This is a genomic window from Verrucomicrobia bacterium S94 (assembly GCA_004299845.1).
In the GTDB taxonomy this organism is placed as follows: Bacteria; Verrucomicrobiota; Kiritimatiellia; order Kiritimatiellales; family Pontiellaceae; genus Pontiella.
In genome coordinates this window covers 295,747-315,871 of record CP036201.1, presented here as the reverse complement: position 1 = coordinate 315,871, position 20,125 = coordinate 295,747, and the positions used below count along the sequence as shown (strand labels likewise).

General features: G+C 51.2%; 16 protein-coding genes. 3 read left to right on the top strand and 13 right to left on the bottom strand.

Translation table 11 applies throughout. The features are described 5' to 3' along the window. The 9 genes from EGM51_01350 to EGM51_01310 form a co-directional block, all read right to left on the bottom strand. A complete protein-coding gene (locus tag EGM51_01350; protein ID QBG46122.1) occupies positions 1-552 on the bottom strand; it encodes a hypothetical protein in 552 nt (183 codons plus the stop codon). 7 nt (positions 553-559) lie between these two features. Then, positions 560-1,150, bottom strand: coding sequence for a hypothetical protein (locus EGM51_01345; protein QBG46121.1), 591 nt, complete (start codon positions 1,148-1,150; stop codon positions 560-562). 87 nt (positions 1,151-1,237) lie between these two features. After that, on the bottom strand, positions 1,238-2,185 hold the full coding sequence (locus tag EGM51_01340) for a hypothetical protein (GenBank protein ID QBG46120.1): 948 nt from the start codon (positions 2,183-2,185) through the stop codon (positions 1,238-1,240). Between the two features lie 80 nt (positions 2,186-2,265). Further along, on the bottom strand, positions 2,266-2,685 hold the full coding sequence (locus tag EGM51_01335; protein QBG46119.1) for a type II secretion system protein: 420 nt from the start codon (positions 2,683-2,685) through the stop codon (positions 2,266-2,268). Between the two features lie 131 nt (positions 2,686-2,816). After that, positions 2,817-4,118 carry a type II secretion system F family protein gene (locus EGM51_01330; protein QBG46118.1) on the bottom strand — a complete coding sequence of 434 codons (1,302 nt, stop codon included), beginning with the start codon at positions 4,116-4,118 and terminating at the stop codon, positions 2,817-2,819. Continuing rightward, the gene (locus EGM51_01325) at positions 4,099-5,808 is read right to left on the bottom strand and encodes a type II/IV secretion system protein (protein QBG46117.1); all 1,710 of its coding nucleotides are present in this window, start codon (positions 5,806-5,808) and stop codon (positions 4,099-4,101) included. The genes EGM51_01330 and EGM51_01325 overlap by 20 nt, the downstream gene beginning before the upstream one ends. Positions 5,809-5,851: 43 nt before the next feature. After that, the gene (locus tag EGM51_01320; GenBank protein QBG46116.1) at positions 5,852-7,627 is read right to left on the bottom strand and encodes a hypothetical protein; all 1,776 of its coding nucleotides are present in this window, start codon (positions 7,625-7,627) and stop codon (positions 5,852-5,854) included. Between the two features lie 275 nt (positions 7,628-7,902). Continuing rightward, complete coding sequence (locus EGM51_01315) at positions 7,903-8,595, bottom strand: response regulator transcription factor (protein ID QBG46115.1); 693 nt, start codon at positions 8,593-8,595, stop codon at positions 7,903-7,905. A gap of 2 nt (positions 8,596-8,597) precedes the next feature. After that, a complete protein-coding gene (locus tag EGM51_01310; GenBank protein QBG46114.1) occupies positions 8,598-9,974 on the bottom strand; it encodes a PAS domain S-box protein in 1,377 nt (458 codons plus the stop codon). Positions 9,975-10,119: 145 nt separating this feature from the next. Between EGM51_01310 and EGM51_01305 the strand changes: the two genes are divergently transcribed. The 3 genes from EGM51_01305 (at position 10,120) to EGM51_01295 (ending at position 12,832) form a co-directional block, all read left to right on the top strand. After that, positions 10,120-10,416 (top strand): (2Fe-2S) ferredoxin domain-containing protein, encoded by a 297-nt coding sequence (locus EGM51_01305; protein QBG46113.1) that lies wholly within the window; start codon positions 10,120-10,122, stop codon positions 10,414-10,416. A 139-nt stretch (positions 10,417-10,555) separates the two neighbouring features. Next, complete coding sequence (locus EGM51_01300; GenBank protein QBG46112.1) at positions 10,556-10,801, top strand: hypothetical protein; 246 nt, start codon at positions 10,556-10,558, stop codon at positions 10,799-10,801. Positions 10,802-11,662: 861 nt separating this feature from the next. Beyond that, a complete protein-coding gene (locus EGM51_01295; protein QBG46111.1) occupies positions 11,663-12,832 on the top strand; it encodes an integrase in 1,170 nt (389 codons plus the stop codon). 251 nt (positions 12,833-13,083) lie between these two features. On the opposite strand, the gene EGM51_01290 is transcribed toward EGM51_01295, so the two are convergent. The 4 genes from EGM51_01290 to EGM51_01275 form a co-directional block, all read right to left on the bottom strand. Beyond that, positions 13,084-13,326 (bottom strand): GIY-YIG nuclease family protein, encoded by a 243-nt coding sequence (locus EGM51_01290; GenBank protein QBG46110.1) that lies wholly within the window; start codon positions 13,324-13,326, stop codon positions 13,084-13,086. A 788-nt stretch (positions 13,327-14,114) separates the two neighbouring features. Next, positions 14,115-17,201 carry an efflux RND transporter permease subunit gene (locus tag EGM51_01285; GenBank protein QBG46109.1) on the bottom strand — a complete coding sequence of 1,029 codons (3,087 nt, stop codon included), beginning with the start codon at positions 17,199-17,201 and terminating at the stop codon, positions 14,115-14,117. 32 nt (positions 17,202-17,233) lie between these two features. Then, positions 17,234-18,619 carry an HlyD family efflux transporter periplasmic adaptor subunit gene (locus tag EGM51_01280; protein ID QBG46108.1) on the bottom strand — a complete coding sequence of 462 codons (1,386 nt, stop codon included), beginning with the start codon at positions 18,617-18,619 and terminating at the stop codon, positions 17,234-17,236. A 2-nt stretch (positions 18,620-18,621) separates the two neighbouring features. Next, positions 18,622-19,827: a TolC family protein gene (locus tag EGM51_01275; protein QBG46107.1), complete on the bottom strand. Its 1,206-nt coding sequence runs from the start codon at positions 19,825-19,827 to the stop codon at positions 18,622-18,624. Between the last annotated feature and the right edge of the window lie 298 nt (positions 19,828-20,125).

Here is a 20,125-nt window from a genome sequence, read left to right as displayed (position 1 = left end):
TCACACCCCTCCGCCTGTTTTCCCGGTCTGGAACAGAATCAGTTCAAAGGTTATATCAGCACGGCATATCTCCTCCCCCGCCGTCTTTCCACTTTGACTGAGCTGAACCGACGTTTCCGAAAGCAGATGCTGTCGCGAACTGACATCACCCATAAAATGCTGCACGGAAAGCAACGTTCCGGTTCCCCGCACACTGGCCGACAAGACGGGAACACTCCCATTGATTTCCGATGCTCGGCGCTCCACCTTCAGATTATCCACCGTAAACCCCGCATGCTGAGCGGCATTCTGGAGAAATGAAATCAGCTCATCCTCGGTTTTTACCGATCCGGATTCCGAAGTCCGGAAGCGAACCATCAATTCCTCAGCCGCCTTTCGCGCCGCATCCACCCGTGGCAGCAGATCGGCCAGCACCCGGGTCCGCTCCAACTGCCATTCCGACTGCAGCTTCAAAGCAAACGAGGTCAGCCCAATCCCGACAATCAGCAACGGCGGGATAATAATCCATCCCGCCAGCCTTCTGCGGCCGGCTTTAAATTTTCCAAGGTCCATTCCTACCCTACTTTTCTAAAACACATTCGAACTGCATATAAACCATCGATTGATCGCCCACCATGCGGCGCTCTCCGGTCAGCGGACGGATACTCGACACACGCTGCATCAACGCTTCGTTACGCTCCCAGCCCGCACGCAGCTCCTTCACCACATCGTTTTCAGCCGTCGGCGACGGCATAACGAGGCCGAAGGACAGTTTGGCTGTATCTGCCGAGAGACTTTGCAGCGCCACACCCTCGGGAAGCTCCAGAAACAGATTATGCACAATCGGCAGCAGTTGAATCCGCCGGCCCAGTAGACGTTTCAGCGATTCAATTCGGCGGGAATAAAGATCCAGCTCGTTATAAGCAGCCTCCGGATTTCTGAAAGCGCTCTTCGAAACCCCGTAAACCGCTTCCGTAGTCGCCAGAATTTCACGCTGCTGCGCTTTATTCTCCAGAAATGTAGTCAGATTCAGACTGGCCAGATAAGCCACCAGCACCAGCAGCACCGCGCAGATCATCTGATAGATCAGCATCCCATGATAAAACCGGACACGCTCTTCAGGCGTACTCGTCAGGTCTTTGGCTAAATTGATTCTGAAATCAGCAGGCATAAACACCCTCCCGTTCACAGGATTCAACGCCCGGAACCGCACCCGGTTTTTCCAGGCTCCGGAAGGTATAGTTGATAAACAGCTTCATCAGATATTCCTCATTCCCAGCCCGAGACTGGTGGTCATCAGCGGGGAGATTACATCACGATGCTTCGTCGACCTCACCTTGTGCGATACAATAAAATTATCATCTTTCAGCGGACTCCACACTTCAGTCGGCAGTCCGATCGTATCGTGTATCCGGGCAACAAACTCCGGTTCCGTCGGCACAAAACCGGTAAGCACTAACTGCACCACCGGCGTTTTATCAACTTTCACATGATAATAAAGCAGTGCATCGGAAATATTCTCGATCAGATACTGCAGCTTGCCCGACCACTCGGCGGAACGCGAAATAATGGTCCGCGGATAAATATAATGATCATTATACAGAATGGAAATATCCGCGCTGTACCGCGCCAGATTAACCACACAGACCGCATTGTTTTCGTTCACGCGATCCCCGCGCAAAGCCAGGAACAGGTTGCAAAGCGACGTGCAGCCCACATCAGTGATCACCGGGAACAGCCCTGCTTTTTTCAACAGATTCAACTGCCGGTTGACCTCCTTTTTCGCCACCGCGACCATCATCCCGTGCAGCTGTTCACCCAACCGGGTATACGGATCATTCTTCGGCCGGTTCAGGTGCCAGTCCAGAGCAATCTCCTCCGGCGGAAGCTGCAGCGATTCCTCAGCCTCCAGATTCAATGCCGAGGCAAGCTCACGCGGCGCAAGATCCGGGTATTTAAAATACTTCAAACAGAGCGAACGGGTATGCAGTCCGACACAGACCGTACGGGTCGGCATACGGGTCATTTTCCAGAGCTGACGGATCACCTGAACAATTTCATCCTCCGTGGCATCCGGTGCATATTCCATCCAGCCCCCATGCGTCAGTGCAATTTTATGACGTCCCCTCCGTACGATCCGGGACACACTCACCACACCATCGGCAATATTAATGCCGGCAATGTTTTCTCGGGTCACACCACTCACAGATTCGCTCCGCTTCCGGTTTTAAGAAAGCCCCGTCCTCCGGCTATCCCGGGCTGGAGAGGCTGTTAAAATTAAACGATTCACTCGTCTTCGGGTTCTTCGTAATCCCAGGTTGTTCCCGTAGGTGTAACATTCATCTGAACAAAAACACCGCCCTTCGCCTCATTCGCAGCCGCCGCGACAGAATAATTGTTTTTGGCAGTATAGGCCACAATGCTGTAATCAGCATGATCATAATAATTCCCATCCAAATCCCCGTCGCTGATTCCCGGCAGATCATTAATACGCTCTATGGAAGAAATATCTATCCCCTCTACAGAAGCCATCCGGATGGCTGTTCCTATGGTACCGCAGCCCGCCTGCGCCTCGGTGGCAATGGCGCGGTCTGTCGGACCCGTCATCAGCGGAATGGCCACCGCTGCCAGAATAGCCACAATGATGGCCACCACCATCAGTTCAACGAGCGTAAAACCTGCTTTTTTCCGTTTCATATTCTTCATGTTGTTCTCCTTGTCATTTCGTTACGTACGTTCATCTCTGCGGGACCCCATACCCGCACGGATTAAATCCGGCGCATTATTTCTCTCTATCTCAGCATTGCTTATCTCCGGAAATCATATCCCTCATTACTTTATTTCATATTCATGGAAACCGTGAAAACCGGCAGATAAATAGCAAGAACCAGCATCAGCACAAAGGCCCCGAACACACAGATGATCAGAGGTTCGAACAGCGCCATGGAAGTCATAATGGAGGTCTCCACCTGATCCTCATAAAGTTCGGACACATTATCGAGCACCTCCGGAAGCTGACCGGAATCCTCACCGACTGAAACCATACGGACAACCAGTCCCGGAAAAATACCGGTTTTATCCAGACTGGCGGCAATCCGGTTGCCCGTCATAATCAGTTCACGCACCTTCATCACATTACGCTTCATCAGCTGATTGCCCGTTGCATCAGCACAGATTTCAAGTGCATTCGAAATAGGAACCCCGCTGTTCACCATAATCGACAGGCTCCGGCAGAAACGGGCCAGTATATATTTTTTAAGGCAGCTCCCGCCATAGGGCAGCTTCAGCCTGATCAGATCCTTACGGTACGAACCGGCAGGCGTGCGGCCATATAACACCAGCCCTGCAATCAATGCCGACACGCCGACCAGAAGCCCCGCGAAATGATCCGCAAAAAAATTATTCACCGAAAAAATTATTTTCGTGAAAACCGGAAGATCCGCCCCCAGTCCGCTGAAGATTTCGGTGAAGCGCGGAAGAATAAACAGAGTCATAATCAGGCAGATCACCACAAAAAAAATGCCGATAAAAACCGGATAGGCCGCCATGGCCCGGATGCGGCGCTGCAAACGGTCGGTGCGTTCCAGATAGGCGGCAAGCTGGCTCAGTGTTTCCGGCAGTTTCCCCGATTCCTCCGCCACCTTAATCAGCCCGCAGAACATTTCGTTGAAAACCTTCGAATGACGGCGAATCACTTCAGAAAAACTTTGTCCGTCATGCAGCTGCTGCACCATATCTTTACTCACGCGCTTCAAAACCGGATGTTCCTGTTCCAAACCGATGCCTTCAATCGCATCGCGCAACGGAACCCCCGCATTTACAGAAATAGCCAGCTGACGGCAGAACACCGCCAGATCCGTCATTCCTACTCGGGAAGAAAAAGATAAACTCCTGTGCGGTTTCCCCTGCAGGACAAACGGGCGTCTCGCAGTTCCCGCATCCGCAGCAGCCTCCGAAGACTCAACCTCCGCCGCATTAAATAAATCGATAACCGTCAGTCCTTTTTTGCGAAGCGATTCCAACGCCTCCAGGCGTGTTCCGGCCTCCAGTGCGGAGCGGACCTCCTGCCCCTCCTTCGTTTTCGCAATATAATTAAATAACGGCATATGCTGACTCTGATTATTCAACCACACAGACATTGATCGCTTCACCGATCGTGGTCACCCCTTCGCGCACACGCTGAAATCCGTTTTCCGCCAGCGTCTGCATGCCTTCTTCGACCGCTTTGCGGCGCAACGTAAGATCGTCCACCTCATCATGCACCATCTCCCGAATGGCCGAAGAAACCTCAAGAAACTCGAAAACCGCACGGCGGCCTCTCAGCCCGCTGTTACGGCAATGACTGCAGCCCGCTCCATGATAGTAGGTCCAGTCCGTCGCATCAGGATAGATCGGCTTCACCCACTCCAGCTCAGCATCATCAGGCTGATAGACGGTTTTACAGTTCGGACAGATCGTTTTCACCAGCCGCTGTGCAATAATCAGACGCATCGTTGCCGCTGTGAGATAGGACGGAATGCCGATATCGCGCAGGCGGCTGAATGACGATGTGGCATCATTCGTATGCAGTGTACTCAAAACAAGATGACCGGTCAGCGATGCCCGCATGGCAATCTCGGCGGTTTCCGCATCGCGGATCTCACCGATCATCACGGCATCCGGATCCTGCCGCAGAATATGCCGCAGACATTCCGCAAAGGTCAGACCGATTTTGGGGCGCGTCGGCATCTGGTTGATACCCTCAATCAGATATTCCACAGGATCCTCCACCGTCTGGACATTCCGCTCCGGGCTTTTGAGAATCTGTAACGCACTGTATAAGGTCGTTGTTTTTCCTGAACCGGTCGGTCCCGTGAGCAGCACAATCCCGTTCGGCATGCCGAGAATCTCCCGGAACCGTTTGAGATTTTGACCTTCAAAACCGATGTCCTCCAGATCGAGCAGCAGACGCTGCTTATCCAGAATACGCATCACCACTTTTTCGCCGAAAACCAGCGGCAGAGTAGAAACACGCACATCAACCACACGTCCGGAAAATTTAAATTTGAACCGCCCGTCCATCGGCAGACGGCGTTCCGCAATATCCATCTCAGAAAGAATTTTGATGCGGGTGATAATCGCCTGATACAACGATTGCGGCGGCGGAGTAACCGGATGCAGCGTTCCATCAATCCGGAGACGCACCGTGCAGTTGTGCTCACCCGGTTCAAAGTGAATATCGGACGCCCCGTCGCGGACCGCCTCCATCAGCAGCAGATTAACATAGCGGACCACCGGCGCATCATTGGCATGAACCAGCAGTTGGTCCACGTCTCCGCGCTGCGTTTCAGCGCCGGTCTTTTTCTCTGCGGCTTCAACATCAACAATGTCCTGCAGTCCGGCCTCAACATAGGCCTCCTCGCGATAACACTTATCAATAACCGCTTTGATTTTTTCCTCTGTACTCACGGCCTTATGAATTTCAAACGAGGTCAGCGAACGCACGGTATCGACCGCATCCATATCCAGCGGGTTTTTCATCACCAACGTAATGGCAACGCCCTCTTCTTTCACCAGAGGAATCAGACAGAAGCGGCGGGCCACCGACTCGGGAATCATGTCATATTCATCCCGCTGCAGGTGAAAATCCTCGCCCAGTTCCAGATACGGAATATTAAGCAGATCGGAAAAGGTCAGCGCAATATCTTCCGGCGATGCCAGTTTTTCATGGATCAGAATATCGGTCAGAACCTCGCCGGTCTCTTCCTGAATCGCCTGGGCCTTCTCCAGTTCCGATGCACCGACCCGTCCGCTCCGAATCATCATTTCGCTGAGTTGATCGATAATCATTCCGTATAATCCTTTTCTGTGAATTCAGAGGATTTCAGTGCAGTCATCGGGAAGCCGGGGTATTGGTGGTCGCCGAAAAATTTCCACCCTGAACCAGCGCCAGAATATCCGCGCTGTCCTGTGCGGATGTCACGCGTTCCGGCACCACGGAATCAGCCTCATCCGGTTGCATCAGATCAAAGTCCATCGTCTTAACCCGCCGGGCATGCTCCGCTTCCGATTTCAATTGGTAGGATTCGTTATCCACCACCGTTGCCTTGATAAAAATAAGCAGATCGATTTTCTCTTTAGAAAGGGTTTCGCGGCGGAAAAGACGGCCCAGAAACGGTATATCGCCAAGGAAAGGAATCTTCCTGATGATCGCTTTATCGCGCTCCTCCTGCAGACCGCCGATAATCGCCGTCTGATCACTTTTAATCATAATCTGCGTCTCCGCTTCACGAATATCCAGAATCGGATAACGCGTACCGGACTGCACCCCCGAACCGGCCGTGACCAGTCCCGATTCATATCCCTGAATCTGGCTGACGGCCGGATGCACGATCATATTCACATAATCATCCGCACAAACCTGCGGAATCACATTCAGCTGGATCCCGATATTTTCATAATAATCCAGACTGGTGGAAGTGATCGAACTTCCGCTTCCGGTATTGTTCTGCGATTCAATGATCGGAAACTTTTCCCCGACCAGAATCGCCGCCTCCTGATTATTCAGCGTCAATACACGCGGCGCGGAAAGAATGTTGGAATCATCGTCCTGGGCAATAAAACGGAACAGCATCTCTGCCCCCCAATCGCCCAGAATGGCATGCGAAAGGCGCAGCCCTTCATCCATACCGTATCCCCCGGCCGCCGCCGTGTTCAGCGGATTCGGATACCCGGTTACACCATTCAGCATTTTCAGCACATCTGAATCGATCGCCTGCGGCTGAAGCGAAGAACCGGAACTCTGCAGCGAGTCATCCACATTTTCCAGCCCCTGAATATAATCCAGTCCGATATCCGATCCGGCGCCCGTTGAGATTTCAAGAAACTTAGCCTCAATCAGAACCTGAGCCGGCATCACATCAATTTCTTCAATAATGCGTTCAATTTTGGTGATGGCCGAAGGCACATCAGTTACCACGATCGTTTTACTTTTCCGAATCTCCTTACGCTCCCGGCGCGCACGTACTCCGGCTTCCGTGGCCGCTCCGCTTGAAGATCCCTCTCCGCCGAACTCCCAGCCCGGCAGACTCTTCGTTTCCAGAATCGTATATTTTCCGCGCGGGCTCAACTGGGCCTCAATGATCGACTGAATGTCGTAGGCATCGCGATATCCCAGACGGAAGACCTGCGAAACCAGCGGTTCAATGCCTTCCACGCTGATAATATTTTCCAGTTTGCTGATCACAATCGTATCACCGACCACGCGATAACCGAATCCATACGGTTTCAGGATAACATCAAGCGCCTCTTTCCATGGAATATGATTCAGCCGTACGTTCACGCTGTCGGATACCACATCAGGTCCGACCACAATACTCTGGCCCGTCTGCAGCGAATACGCTTTCAGCACCTCCGCAATGTTGGCGTTTTTCACATTAATGGAAACATATTCGGAGGCCCTGATCTCCGCCTCCGGCTGAATAATCTGCGTACGGTTCTCCGCGGTCCCGGAAGTCACCTGCGCCACCGCCCCTGTTTGCGCCGACACAAGAACCGCGAGCAACCCTGCCGGAAACAGGCGCACACGGACCCTATTCAACTGCTTAACCATGACTTTCTCCTTTTTGTTGAGCAGGCAGCACATCAGACCGGCCGTCACTTGCGCCACATCGGTCCTTTAATCACTCAAAGCCACCCGATCGAATGCGGACAGCAACCCGTATCAGGCCCAACTCCCCGCCGGTCCCGGACTACGGGAACCGCTGACGTCTCTCAAGCTACCTGACCCGCAGAATTCCACAAGACAGGCGACAGCTGAAAGGCCTATGGTATAAACCCCTAGAAATGAATTAGGGAAAACGGAAGTATGGCCATAGGGGAATCCCCGATAGCCCGAAAATATACCGCATTGAAAACCGCGCGGGTCCGCGCAGCACGAACAAATCAGTTGAACCGGTGCGATTCATTCTCCACCCAGTGAATCGCTTTCTGCATCAGTTCCGTACCACTGCGCAGATGAAGCTTTTCCTTGATATGCGCACGATACGTCTCAATGGTTTTCACGCTCAGGTTCAACTGCTCGGCAATCTCCCGCGTGGAGTTGCCGCGGCCGATCAGCTCAAACACCTCCAGTTCACGCAGACTCAGCGCCTCCGTTCCCCCACGGCTTTTTTCCCCGCCGCTGCGAAAGGCCATTTTCAGCATGTGCGACGACATCGATTTACTCACATAAATTTCACCGTCGAGCACTTTTTCAATCGCCTGCACCAGTGTGGTCGCCGCAGCCTGCTTCATGACATATCCGCTGGCCCCCGCTTTCAGTGCATGCTCGGCATAGAGCGACTCATCGTGCATCGAAAGCACCAGCGTCGGAATCTTCAGCCCGAGATCATCGATCGTTTTAATCAGCTCCAGACCGTTGGAATCCTCCAATGAAATATCCACCAGCACCACATCCGGTTCAAGTTCCTGTATGGCAGCGAGCGCCGCTGAAACACTCCCGGCCTCACCGCACACTTCCAGCGCATCCTCCTGCTCAATCAGTTTAATCAGTCCCTGCCGCACGATCGGATGATCGTCCACCAGATATACCTGACGTTTTCCCGGCCCCGGTTTATTTTTATTTTTCGCCGCCATTCTTACATCACCTTAGTTTCCAGCACTTCATCCGCATCGAGCCGGCACACCACACTCGTTCCCCCGTTTTCAACCCGACCGATATTCAACTGACCGTTGATGACCGAAGCGCGATACTCCATTGTTTTGAGCCCGATCCCCCCTCCGGATTCCATGATATTCCGCCAACGCCCGTTGTCCTGCACCTCCAGCTGCGGATATCCGTCCTCCCGGGAAAGATGGATCACAATACGGGTTCCCCCGGAATGGCGCACGGCATTATTCACCGCTTCCTGTGCAATACGGAAAAGATGCGTCTCCACCGCACCGTCGCCGAAACTGATCTCTTCATCAATAAACGCTACACACTCCACGCCGCAGCTCTCCTGAACCGTCCGGGCCAGTTCCCGAAGCGACGGAATCAGCCCGCGGCTCACCACCTCCATCGGCATCAGCCCCCGGGAAATTTCGCGGATCTGATTGCTCGCATCATCCGCCAGCTCGGAAATCTGAACCGCGTCCTCATGCCCCGTACAGCCCGCTCGCTTCAGACTGTTCGCCAGCGACCGGCTCAACAGGCTGATCCCCGTAAGAACCTGCCCGATCGAATCATGCAGATCCTGACCGATACGCCGGCGCTCGCGCGTCGTAACCGCCGTAATCTCCTCATTCAGCTGCGCCCGCGTCACATCAATAACCGCATAAAGCACGCAATCATCCGAAGCAGAATATTTCAGCACCTCAACATCGCGCTTCGATCCGTCCAGAGCATAGAACGCCCCGTTCAATATCGACCGGTTCGTATTCGCTGCTCCCTGCTGCAGCTCCCGAAGATCCGATGCACTGAACAGCTCGGAAAGAGGCCTCCCCTTCAGCGCCTCGGCCGAATACCCGAAGGCATCCGGCAGCACCGAACTCGCCGATAAAACCGCCTGTTTTCCATCCGCCAGAATCAGGCCGACCCGGCGTTCTCTCAGAGCCGCCGAAAACTGCGATGCCCCCCGGTCAGGATCCGGCCGCTCCATCCCGACCTGAACCGCGCCGAAAAACCATTTTCCCGTTTTCCGCTCAAACGGAAGAATATGCAGATAACTGTTCCGCCCGGCATCATACGCAAACTGCATAGACACCGGCTGCCGGCTCTCCGCCGCCTCAACCAGTAACGCATGCTCTATAGAACCGTCCGGATCCTTCAGAAAACGGAACCGCTGTTCCGCCTCCGACCCCGAACAGGAAGAAAATCGGTGCTTCATCCGTTTTTTCTCGTCAAAAACACAGAAAACAAGTTCCGCCACCCCGATCGGCGGCGGTATGGCATTCTCCCTCACTGTCTTTTTCCAACCAAACATGCGCACCTTAAAAACTGGATCTCCCGTTCCATCGCATTTACATAAATGCATGTTTTGCGCCAAACTACCCGCTCCACCATCCAGCGTCAACCGCCCAGCGCATGCCGCACCCCAAAAAAACACGTATTAACCTTTTATTTCAACAAATGGTGATCATTATAAGCGGGTATTTAAAACCAAGCAGGAGAAACACAGCATGCAGATCAAAAAATCCCGCTACAAAGCCCACCTCTTTATCTGTAATAAAACACGCAGCGACGGCCGCAAATCCTGCGGACACGACGTCGATTCCGATCTGAAACCCCTTCTCAAAGAAGCCATCCGCGAACGCGGCTGGAAAATCTTTGTCCGCGTCTCCAATTCCGGATGCCTCGGCGTCTGCGATGCCGGCCCCAATATTATGATCTATCCCCAGAAGATCTGGCTCTCTGCCGTCACCCGCGACGATATCCCCGAAATTCTCAATATGCTCGAAGAGATTATGGAAGCCTGATTCCAGCCGTCTGAAAAACAGAAACGCTTATTAAGCTGTTTTATACACAAAATATTTCTTTTCCATTTCATAAACTCCGTTCTTGCCGGCCGCGACAATCCATCTATAATTCCTCTTGTAGGTCGGAGAGGAGATCAGAATGATGAAATTTACACCCTTGGATAAGCGGATCTGGATCAAAGGACTGACCCTGGAATGTCCGCTCGGCAGCGCACTCAGCGACTGCCCGCTCAATGCCCTTAGACATCTGCCCGTCGATCAGATGAACCACACCATCAACAACCTGACCGACGAACAGGTCCGGAAAATCACCCGGATTCATCAGCAGTGCGACACCGCCCGAATGTGCACCATTCAACGAAAATCAACCCGACACCACCACTGAATCCGCCATCAGGATTCCGGCGACGCACCGCAGACATACGGCATAAACTCCAGCGTTTCTCCACCGGGGCCCCAAAAAACAAACATCTTTCCCAACCATCCGGAAATACAACAGACGTTCTCCAGTGACTCGATTTTAAATGATCGCAATTCTCAAACGCCGGAAAAACACGCCCCCTGCAGCTTCCCGGATACTTCCTTCGCGGATTAAGCACTGAACAACGCCAAACTCCAGCCCGCCTCAAACCTAATAAGAACTGTCGTTATTTTACTATAACCGACTATCCTGCAATAAGACCCAGAAGGGAAAAATAAAGCGGATTTCCTGAACAGCCGTTTCGATTATCTCAAATTAAACCCTTTTGTGTATTTCACGCTTTTCGCGGTTAAATCACTCGTGTCTATGGGTGTTCAATTCGTGGTTCCTACTTGATTAAACGTACTTCCCTGAAAAATCCTCGAACGCATTGGTCACAGTGAACTCAACATCATTGCCCAGCGCTTTGAAGTGTTCCTTGCCTGGAGGGTGCGGAGTCCAAACACAACCGTTCTCTGTTTTTGACCGTCCTTGTATCTCATTGATTTAACGTTGTTTGTGGTACATTTTTTGGCCTTCTCAAAAACGAAAAAAAGGAAGCGATTTAACGGAATTTCCTTTCTCCGTTTTTTCGGACGAGTTGTAGATCGCATTCCGCTCACCATTTTTTACGCTGAAAAACCGAGTCCGAATAGGGCAAGTTGGATGTTTTGGTCGTGCGCTTTCTCGAAAACTCGTATGATCTTCGGTTTTTGTGGATTCGTAGGGGTGCGGAAATGTATGCACCTCTCGTAAGTTGTTGAATTTGTGCGGGATTAGCTGGGTATGAGTAAGAAGAGATTTGGCGGTAGGTTTAATGTGTTTTGGGCGGTTTACACGCTCTTGGCACACCGTTTTATGCCCAAACATGATGGTCAAATTCAGTTGCTGTTGTATCAGGTCAAGATGCTCCGAGATCGCATTGATGACCCGCGAATTATCCCATCTTCGGACGAACGAGCGGAATTGCTGCGTTTGGGATCCAAAATTGATCACGATATTGCGGATGTGATACGCGTGGTGAAGCCGAGCACCTACCGTCGCTGGCTGAACAAAAAGGCGGGCAAACCGGATAAGGGAAAGAGGACTGGCCGACCGGAAACCCCTGATGAAATTGTAAAGCTGGTGATTCAGTTGGCTACAGAAAACATTGCGTGGGGTTACAAGCGCATTCTGGGCGAGCTGAAGAAGCTGGGTGTTGAGATTGGGCTGACGACCATTCGCGATATTTTGAAGCGAGCGGGGCATGAACCCTCGCCACAGAAAACAAAGAGCAAGCCCGTGATTCCATGGTCGGACTTTATCGGGGCGCACATGGAAACGTTGATTGCCTGCGACTATTTCACAAAGCCCATCTACACGCTTTTCGGCAAGTTCGACGCCTACGTGCTGGTATTTATCCATCTCGGTAGTCGGCGCGTTTTCATGACGCCGCCCACGTTTCATCCCAATGATGACTGGCTTAAGATTCAGATCCGTAGCGCGGCGATGTGGCTCGATGGAATCGGAGTTAAACCCACATGCCTGATCCATGACGGGGACAAGAAATTCGGGAAGATGTTTAAGGAGTTTTGGCGAACAGAGGGCGTAAGGTGCTTGAAAATACCGCCACGCTCGCCGCAGGCCAATGCCTTCTGCGAGTGCTACATTGGGACGTACAAACATCAGTGCCTTCCAGGTTGCGCTCTGCTTTACAGTAGCGTCCCTTCGGGACTCGCCATTCGGCTCGCTCACCGTTTGCTGGCGCAAGCCGTTGTCTTTTGCCTGAGCCTTGATCAGCTCGACTACATCAACCGAAAATGGGTGAGCTACTACAACAACGAGCGACCGCATCAGGGCAAGGACATCGGGAACAATATTCTGCGCCCCGATTTCACGCCCACAAGCGAAGGCAAAATCGTACGGCACGAAGCTCTCGGCGGCGTACTCGCGTGGTACGAACGCGCAGCAGCTTAAACTCTGCCCGATTATCTGCAAAACCGAACCTTTCGTTCAAATCGAACGGTCGTTCCCTCGCGCCCGGATCGCATATTTTCACCTGTTTTCGTGCCTCTCATCGTCAAATTTCGTTCTCAACTCTCTTCGTTGACCTACTCGGTCGCTATCAAAACATTCATTTCACCCTGATTTTTCAGTCATTTTTGGCGCGGATGAATATCCGCACCCTCCAGGAGAAATCGAACCTAATCGCTATTCCTCGGGATGAATCACCAGAGCCGCTTTTTAGCGAAGGCGCGGCCAGACCCTGATTTGAGATAGGCTTCAAATTCAGCGGCCTGTTCTCGAGTGGAAAATGCAAGATAGGTCACCAAGTTCCATGGTTTATACTTTGAGGTATGCGGCGAACCGCCTTCATTGTGCTTGTTTAGGCGGGATTTGAGATCATCCGTTAAGCCAATATAGGTTTGATCGGGATTGGATATGCTTCGGATGAGATAAACGTAGTGCATGACATCCTTTCTGAGCTCTTGACCGCGGCAGCCTTGGCGAAGACGGTTGCCAGGTCCTCTTTCGCTAAAGCTTCAGCGGACATCCTTCGCCAATTCTCCGGCTTGCCAGCCGAAGCCTTGGCGAAGGATGGTGGAGGTCGCGAGACTCGAACATGAAACACTCCATAAACCACCTCTTTTCGCAAATTGTTCCAGATTATGTGATTACAAGTTTTTGATCGTGGCTCCGAAATTCAGGGCGCAGGAAGCCATTTAACCAAATTTCCTTTCTCCGTTTTCTCCGAAAGTTTTATGCGCTTCATCCGGTGACCAGATTACGCGTTTATAACTCGCCCCCTCCTCACGGAACGGGAAAGGATGCTGTTCAAGAAGCTGCGCATGTATCTCGCATTTTTAAGCCGAATAAAAGGGGTAGAATCTGGCAAGTGATGCCCTAGATTCTACCCCTAGTTCGTTGATGATACGGATTACTCTTTGAATCGATAATCGATATAGCAACCTCTACTTTTAGTGATCATGTCCTGCGTGATCATCATGCGCTCCGTGATCGTGCCCATCATGATCGGAGTGTTCAGTTGCTGGTGCGGAAGGCTCGCTCTTTTTTCCACATCCAGTTAGCGCCACTGCGCTAACGGCCAACATCGCAACCAACAATAATCTGAGTTTATTCATCTGCTTATCCTTATTTTTATTTTAACCAAAAGACCGAATGGCCCTCTTGCCATCACGGTATAATTATTACAATGAGGAAAGACAGATAAGGAAATCCTACCTGTCCTCCTTCTTTTTTAGCCCTGTGCCCTTCGTTCTATGCGCCTTTCCACTAATTCATAAATTGACGGTAATACGAATAGCGTAAGAAAGGTTGAAGTGGTCAAACCAAAGACAACAACAGCCGCCAAGGGTCGTTGAACCTCTGCTCCAGATCCCTGTGATATCAACAATGGGGTCAGGCCAAGCAACGTTGTCAGCGTTGTCATAATAACTGGCCGGAAACGGATTAAACCTCCATTGATAACCGCATCGTGTATGCTTTGTCCTTCCTTCCGGAGATCATTGAAGTCGGTCAACAGCACCATGGCGTCCTGCATCGCAATCCCGAACAGGGCAATGAAACCGATGGATGCCGGGACGGAGAGATATTGTCCCGTTACCCATAGCCCAATGACTCCTCCGATCAGAGCCATCGGAACACACAGGATAATCATAGAGGCATGTCGCACGGAATGGAATGTGATCCACAGGAGGATGAAGATGAGCCCAAGTACGACGGGAACGATAATCATCAGCCTTTTCATGGCACGTTGCTGTTGCTCGAACTGACCTCCGTATTCAATGAACACACCGGGTGGGACATCTACTTTTTCTGCCACGGTTGCTTTAATATCTGTGAGTACGGCACTAAGTGCGCGGTCACTAATATTTCCCTGCACAATCCAGCGCCGCTGATTTTGTTCCCGGTTAATTTGCAATGGGCCATCGACCTCCCGAATGTCCGCCAGCTGATTCAGCCGAAGCAGCGCCCCGTCATCAGAACGAATGAACAGCTCTGCTAGTTGCTTAGGGGTTGACCTGAATTCCGGAGCAAGCCGAACATGGATTCCGTAGCGCCGAGTATTACGATACAAGGTGCTGATCACCTCACCTCCGACTGCTGCTTCCACCTGCTCCAGAACCTTTTCGCCGGGCACATTATGCCGAGCTAGTTCGTCGTGATTCAACACCACCTGAAACTGTGGCTGACCGAAGCTTTGCTCGATAGATAAATCCACAAGTCCATCAACACCCTCAAGTGCGGAGCGCATTGATTCAGCGGTTTCTCGGATTTCATCTAACCCTTCACCATATACTTTGATGGCGAGCTGAGCTCTAGACCCAGACAGCATTTCATCGAACAGGTGTTGAATAGGCTGCGAAAAGTTGACCTGCATTCCTGGATAGTCTTTCAGTCGCTCTCGCAACTCGTCAACGACCCGAGGCTTTTCCTCCGGATTATCCAGTTCCACATGAATCATTGCAAAGTTAACAGGATGAGGGTGGCTACCCGCCTCCGGTCGACCAATCATTGCGATGGCCTCCTTTATTCCTTCTACCTGCATGATTTCCGCGTTCACCCGCTGGACTGTTCGCTCTGCCTCTTCCAACGCGATAGATGGGGCCATGCTCACATCAATACTGATTGCCCCTTCATCAAGTACGGGAATAAACTCCGTTCCAATACGTTGTAGGAAGAACCCAGATGCTGCCAGCAACATGGCCAACAGTATAAAGACCAGAATCTTAGCTTTAAGCGCGCCGCTTAATATGATGCGATAGCCGTTTTTAAGCCCTTTGAAAAAACGAGACTCTTTATAGGGTTTCTCGTTGAGAAGCCAGCTACACAGTACCGGAGCAATCGCCAATGCAAACACGATGGACCCGCCGAGAGCAAGCATGACGGTGTAAGCCAAAGGCTTGAACATTTTTCCTTCCGTAGCCTCCAAGGACAGAATTGGAAGGAAGACAACGATTACGATCATGATCGCAAAGGCAATGGGTCGACCGACCTCTTTCGTTGCGGCATGAATCAATTTCAGCCGGTCCGCTTTCTTTCCATGATTCAATCCGAGGAACCGGTGAATGTTTTCTGTAACGACAATGGATCCATCCACCAACATACCTAAGGCGATGGCAATTCCGCCTAGAGACATTAGGTTCGCGGAAATGCCGAAATGGTTCATGCCAATAATGGCGACTAAGGCGCAGAACGGCATGGCCATTGCAACAATGGTTGCCGCACGGAAACAGCCAAGGAAGGCAAAGAGCACTAACAGCACCAGCACCATTCCCTGAAGCAGGGCGACATTTACGGTGCGGGTTGAATTATTTACCAGATTAGCCTGCTCATAGTACGGAACCAGCTTTACGCCTTCCGGCAAACTTGCCTGAACCTCTTCAACCTTGGAATACAGGTCCGTGATCACTTTCGAGGCATTGGCTCCGAAAAGCTTCATCACCATGCCGGAAACGACTTCTTCACCCGTTCCCAAAGTAACCATTCCCCGCCTCAACTCGTGGCCATATTCCACTTCGGCCACATCATCAATGGAGACTGGAGTTCCATCGAATGTTTTGAGTGTAATCCCTCGGATATCATCCAAATCATTAAGGAATCCTACACCTCGGACGAGGTGCTCTTCCGAATTGATCTGCAAATACTGCCCGCCCACATTTCTGTTGTTTTGCTGGACAGCGGTCATTACATCTTCAATGGCCAACTCATACTGATGCAGCAGGAAGGGGTCGATTTGGATTTGATATTGAAGAACAAAACCTCCAGCGCTCAGAATATCAGTCACACCATTTACGGTTTGTAATTGCCGTTTTACCACCCAGTCATTGAGATCGCGCAGATAGGTCAGTTTATCAAGACCTTTGGTATCTGCTCCTTCTTCCAATTCCAGATAGTAGAGGAAAATTTGACCCAGCCCGGTCGAGATCGGGCCCAGCGAGGGAGGTTCCTGCAGGGCGGGCAGATCGGCAGCGGCAGATGCCAACCGTTCAGCAACCAACTGGCGGGCAAAATAGATGTCGGTATCGTCGGTGAAATAGACGTACACGACAGCCATACCAAAGGCCGAAGTCGACTTAATCAAGGTCACGTCCGGTAAGCCGTTCATCGCGGTTTCTATCGGATACGTGATTAACTGCTCCACTTCTTCCGGAGCCATACCTTCGGCTTCAGCAAAAACGGGCACCATGATCGGTGAAATATCCGGAAACGCTTCGACATCGAGCTTTCGGTATTCGAACACGCCAAGCGCGATCACGCCGAGCAGCGCAATAAGCACGAGGCCTCTATTGTTGAGAACACTATTAATTATTTTTTCAATCATTTGGAAATCTCCAGTTAACAGTCAAAGATGATTTAATGTCCATGACCTGCATGGGGATCCATTCCGCTGGTAACCATCTGCGCTTTTAGGGCAAATGCTCCGACGGCGACATACCGATCATTCGGCTTTAGACCGCTGCGAATTTCGATGCTTAAGTCATCTTCCGCTCCTGTTTGAACGGGCGTTGCAACAAAGCCATGTTCACTCGGCGTAAAGATTACGGATTCGCCCTCAATACGCTGTATTGCTTCGCGCGGGACCACCACATTCGCGTCGACCTGCTTCACCACAATTTCAGCCCGCACAAAAGCCCCCGGTTTGAAATCTTCAGTAGCGCCTTCTAGTACACAGCGTGCAGTGAGCGTACGAGTTTCGTGCGAAACAATCGGACTGACGTACTTAATCTTACCTTTGGCTGTGTGGCCATCATGCGCAACAAATGTGGCGACGGTATTCTTTTGAACTAAATGCTGATATTCCGGGAAAATACTAATATCCGCCCAGACCGATGAGAGATCAGCAACTTTATATAGAACCGAGTCCACCCCGGCAGTTTCGCCAACTGCAAGATCTTTACTTATGATGATTCCATCCTGTGGAGCCGAGACCGTATAAACGGCCATGGTTTCCCGATTTTCCAAAGAAGCCAGTACATCGCCTTTTTTAACCTCGTCTCCAATTTCAGCAAAAACCTGCCGAACAATGCTAGGGAAGCGAGGAGATACAGAGGCCGACTGGTCCCGGTTCAGCTTGATCTCTGCGGGAAATATGGATGAAAGCGCAACGGTTCCTCCTTCAGCCTCAAGAAGTTTAAGGCCCACTTTCTTGATCATGTCTTCAGAAAGCTCAATGCCTCCGTCAGCATGATCTCCATGATCATGCCCCGCGTGGTCATCATGAGCAGCATCGCCATTAGAGCCATGATCATGCCCTGCATGGGGATCATGATCCGTATCGTTCGCGCCATGGTCATGACCGTCATGATCATCGTCATGAGAATCGTGATCTGGCACGCCATCGCCATCGTGGTCATGAGGTACAGTTGCTTCGGCTACGGAGCCATGACTGCATTCTGCTCCGTGCTCATGGTTCTCGTGCTCGCCTTCATTGCCTGAATGCTCAACACCTGAATGGTCAGTATCACAAGAGTCTCCGCATGGTTCGGCACCTTTTTTCTCAGCACCTGTTGCTTCTTCTGCATTTTCCTGTTCGGCATTTTTACTCAATATAGGCTCCTGCAGCTTCACATTTTCAGTGGATGGTTGGTTTAGCCCTTGCAGGCCAGGTAATGTGAATTGTTTTCCTGCCGCCGCCGCAGCAGCCTGTTCTTTGCAGTCGGCGCAGTCACAGGCGGGTTTTTGAGCGAGAACGGACATGGCAAGTAAAAGAGAGCTTGTAATGATTGTTAGTTTTTTCATGGTTAAATTCCTTCTTTTATAAATTTAGATAAGTCAGCGCGGATGAGCTGTGCTTCGCGCAGGTATTCAATATAGGCGATTTTGATGTCGGCCAGATTTTGTTGAGCGGCAATCAACTCCATCCAAGAGAAGCGTCCTATTTCGTATCCCTTAAGGCTTAGCTCATAGGCTTTCTCTGCAGCCGGGATCAGTTCCTTCTTACTAATATCGACCTGCATTTCAGTTCCCTGATAGAGGGCTTTAAGGCTACTCAGCTCGCTGTTCAACTCGCGTTGAGCCTCTGCCCGTTCAGTCCATACCGCTTCGGCTTCTAAAAGCGCTGCAGCAGACTGGGTTCGGCCTCGGCGATTAAATGTCAGCGGAATAGAAGCCGAGAAGACAAATGAATTAATATCACTCTCTGCTTCATACCGGACTCCGGCACCAAAGGTAACATCAGGCACATCGCTGGCCGCCGCCCTTCTGGCTTGAGCGCGAATTCTCTCTTCTTGAGCTTCATACTGACGGAGGAGCGGAAAGTTCCTATCCAGCATGAGCGACTCGACGGACTCCAGCTCGTAGTAAGGCATGCTTACCTCCGAGACCACGTTTGTGGAAACATTCAGTAGCGAGGCCAACTTTACTTGTGCCGCCTTTATATCTCCCAAACAGCACGATTGAGCCTGCCGGATCTTATTCAGCTCCAGCCGAGCCTGCACTACTTCCAGTTCGGAACCGCTTCCTGCCTGAAGCCTCCGTTGAGCCACCTCAACAAATGCACGCCCAAGCTGCTCCTGTTCAGAGCGCACTTTCCCGATTTCCTGTTGGCTCATCAACTCGATGAATGTTCGCTGAACTTTTTCATTCAGCTCCAGAACGTTTTGGCGCGATGCGTGGGTAGATACATCAATCGTCGCCTGTGCAGCCGCACGTTCTTTGTCGTTTTTTCCTCCCAGCGGGATTCTCTGCTTCAGTCCCACCGTGTACTCGGCATCATTGAAACCGTTGTTATCGCCTCCGACGCCTTCAGCCTCAAATTCCAGCTCAGGACTGTCCCACAATCCGGTTGCCAGCTTTGCTTTTTCATTGGCTTCAATTTGTTTCTGATCCGCTTTTAATTGCAGCGAATTTTCCCGGGCCAGTTCCAGAGCTCGGTCCAATGTTAATTCTTCAGCTGCCGCCACACTGGCTAAAGCTAGGCTGAAAAATAGTAAGTATATTTGTTTCATATATAATCTCCTGATCAAAATTGGTTAACTTTTGTTAAAAAGTTAGGTGCATTTACGTATTGGGTTGAGGAATTTTCGCTGATATCAAATCAGCATCTGAACCGTTCGAAGGGCTATTATATTATCCGAAACCCTGAGCATTGGCTGAATTGCTATCCGAGGGACTTCTCTATAACTGAGTTCTGTTACTTTGGATTCTGGAATAGCTACCATTCTCGCAGAACATCGTGATGTTGATTCTATTTCAACATCCATTCCACAAGGAAGGTTGTCACATTCATGACACTCGCAGGACATC

Excerpts from the sequence above, each read along its gene's own strand:
- EGM51_01350 (QBG46122.1), bottom strand. The coding sequence starts at position 552 with ATGGACCTTGGAAAATTTAAAGCCGGCCGCAGAAGGCTGGCGGGATGG.
- EGM51_01345 (QBG46121.1), bottom strand. The coding sequence starts at position 1,150 with ATGCCTGCTGATTTCAGAATCAATTTAGCCAAAGACCTGACGAGTACG.
- EGM51_01335 (QBG46119.1), bottom strand. The coding sequence starts at position 2,685 with ATGAAGAATATGAAACGGAAAAAAGCAGGTTTTACGCTCGTTGAACTG.
- EGM51_01330 (QBG46118.1), bottom strand. The coding sequence starts at position 4,118 with ATGTCTGTGTGGTTGAATAATCAGAGTCAGCATATGCCGTTATTTAAT.
- EGM51_01325 (QBG46117.1), bottom strand. The coding sequence starts at position 5,808 with ATGATTATCGATCAACTCAGCGAAATGATGATTCGGAGCGGACGGGTC.
- EGM51_01315 (QBG46115.1), bottom strand. The coding sequence starts at position 8,595 with ATGGCGGCGAAAAATAAAAATAAACCGGGGCCGGGAAAACGTCAGGTA.
- EGM51_01310 (QBG46114.1), bottom strand. The coding sequence starts at position 9,974 with ATGCATTTATGTAAATGCGATGGAACGGGAGATCCAGTTTTTAAGGTG.
- EGM51_01305 (QBG46113.1), top strand. The coding sequence starts at position 10,120 with ATGCAGATCAAAAAATCCCGCTACAAAGCCCACCTCTTTATCTGTAAT.
- EGM51_01300 (QBG46112.1), top strand. The coding sequence starts at position 10,556 with ATGATGAAATTTACACCCTTGGATAAGCGGATCTGGATCAAAGGACTG.
- EGM51_01295 (QBG46111.1), top strand. The coding sequence starts at position 11,663 with ATGAGTAAGAAGAGATTTGGCGGTAGGTTTAATGTGTTTTGGGCGGTT.
- EGM51_01290 (QBG46110.1), bottom strand. The coding sequence starts at position 13,326 with ATGCACTACGTTTATCTCATCCGAAGCATATCCAATCCCGATCAAACC.
- EGM51_01285 (QBG46109.1), bottom strand. The coding sequence starts at position 17,201 with ATGATTGAAAAAATAATTAATAGTGTTCTCAACAATAGAGGCCTCGTG.
- EGM51_01280 (QBG46108.1), bottom strand. The coding sequence starts at position 18,619 with ATGAAAAAACTAACAATCATTACAAGCTCTCTTTTACTTGCCATGTCC.
- EGM51_01275 (QBG46107.1), bottom strand. The coding sequence starts at position 19,827 with ATGAAACAAATATACTTACTATTTTTCAGCCTAGCTTTAGCCAGTGTG.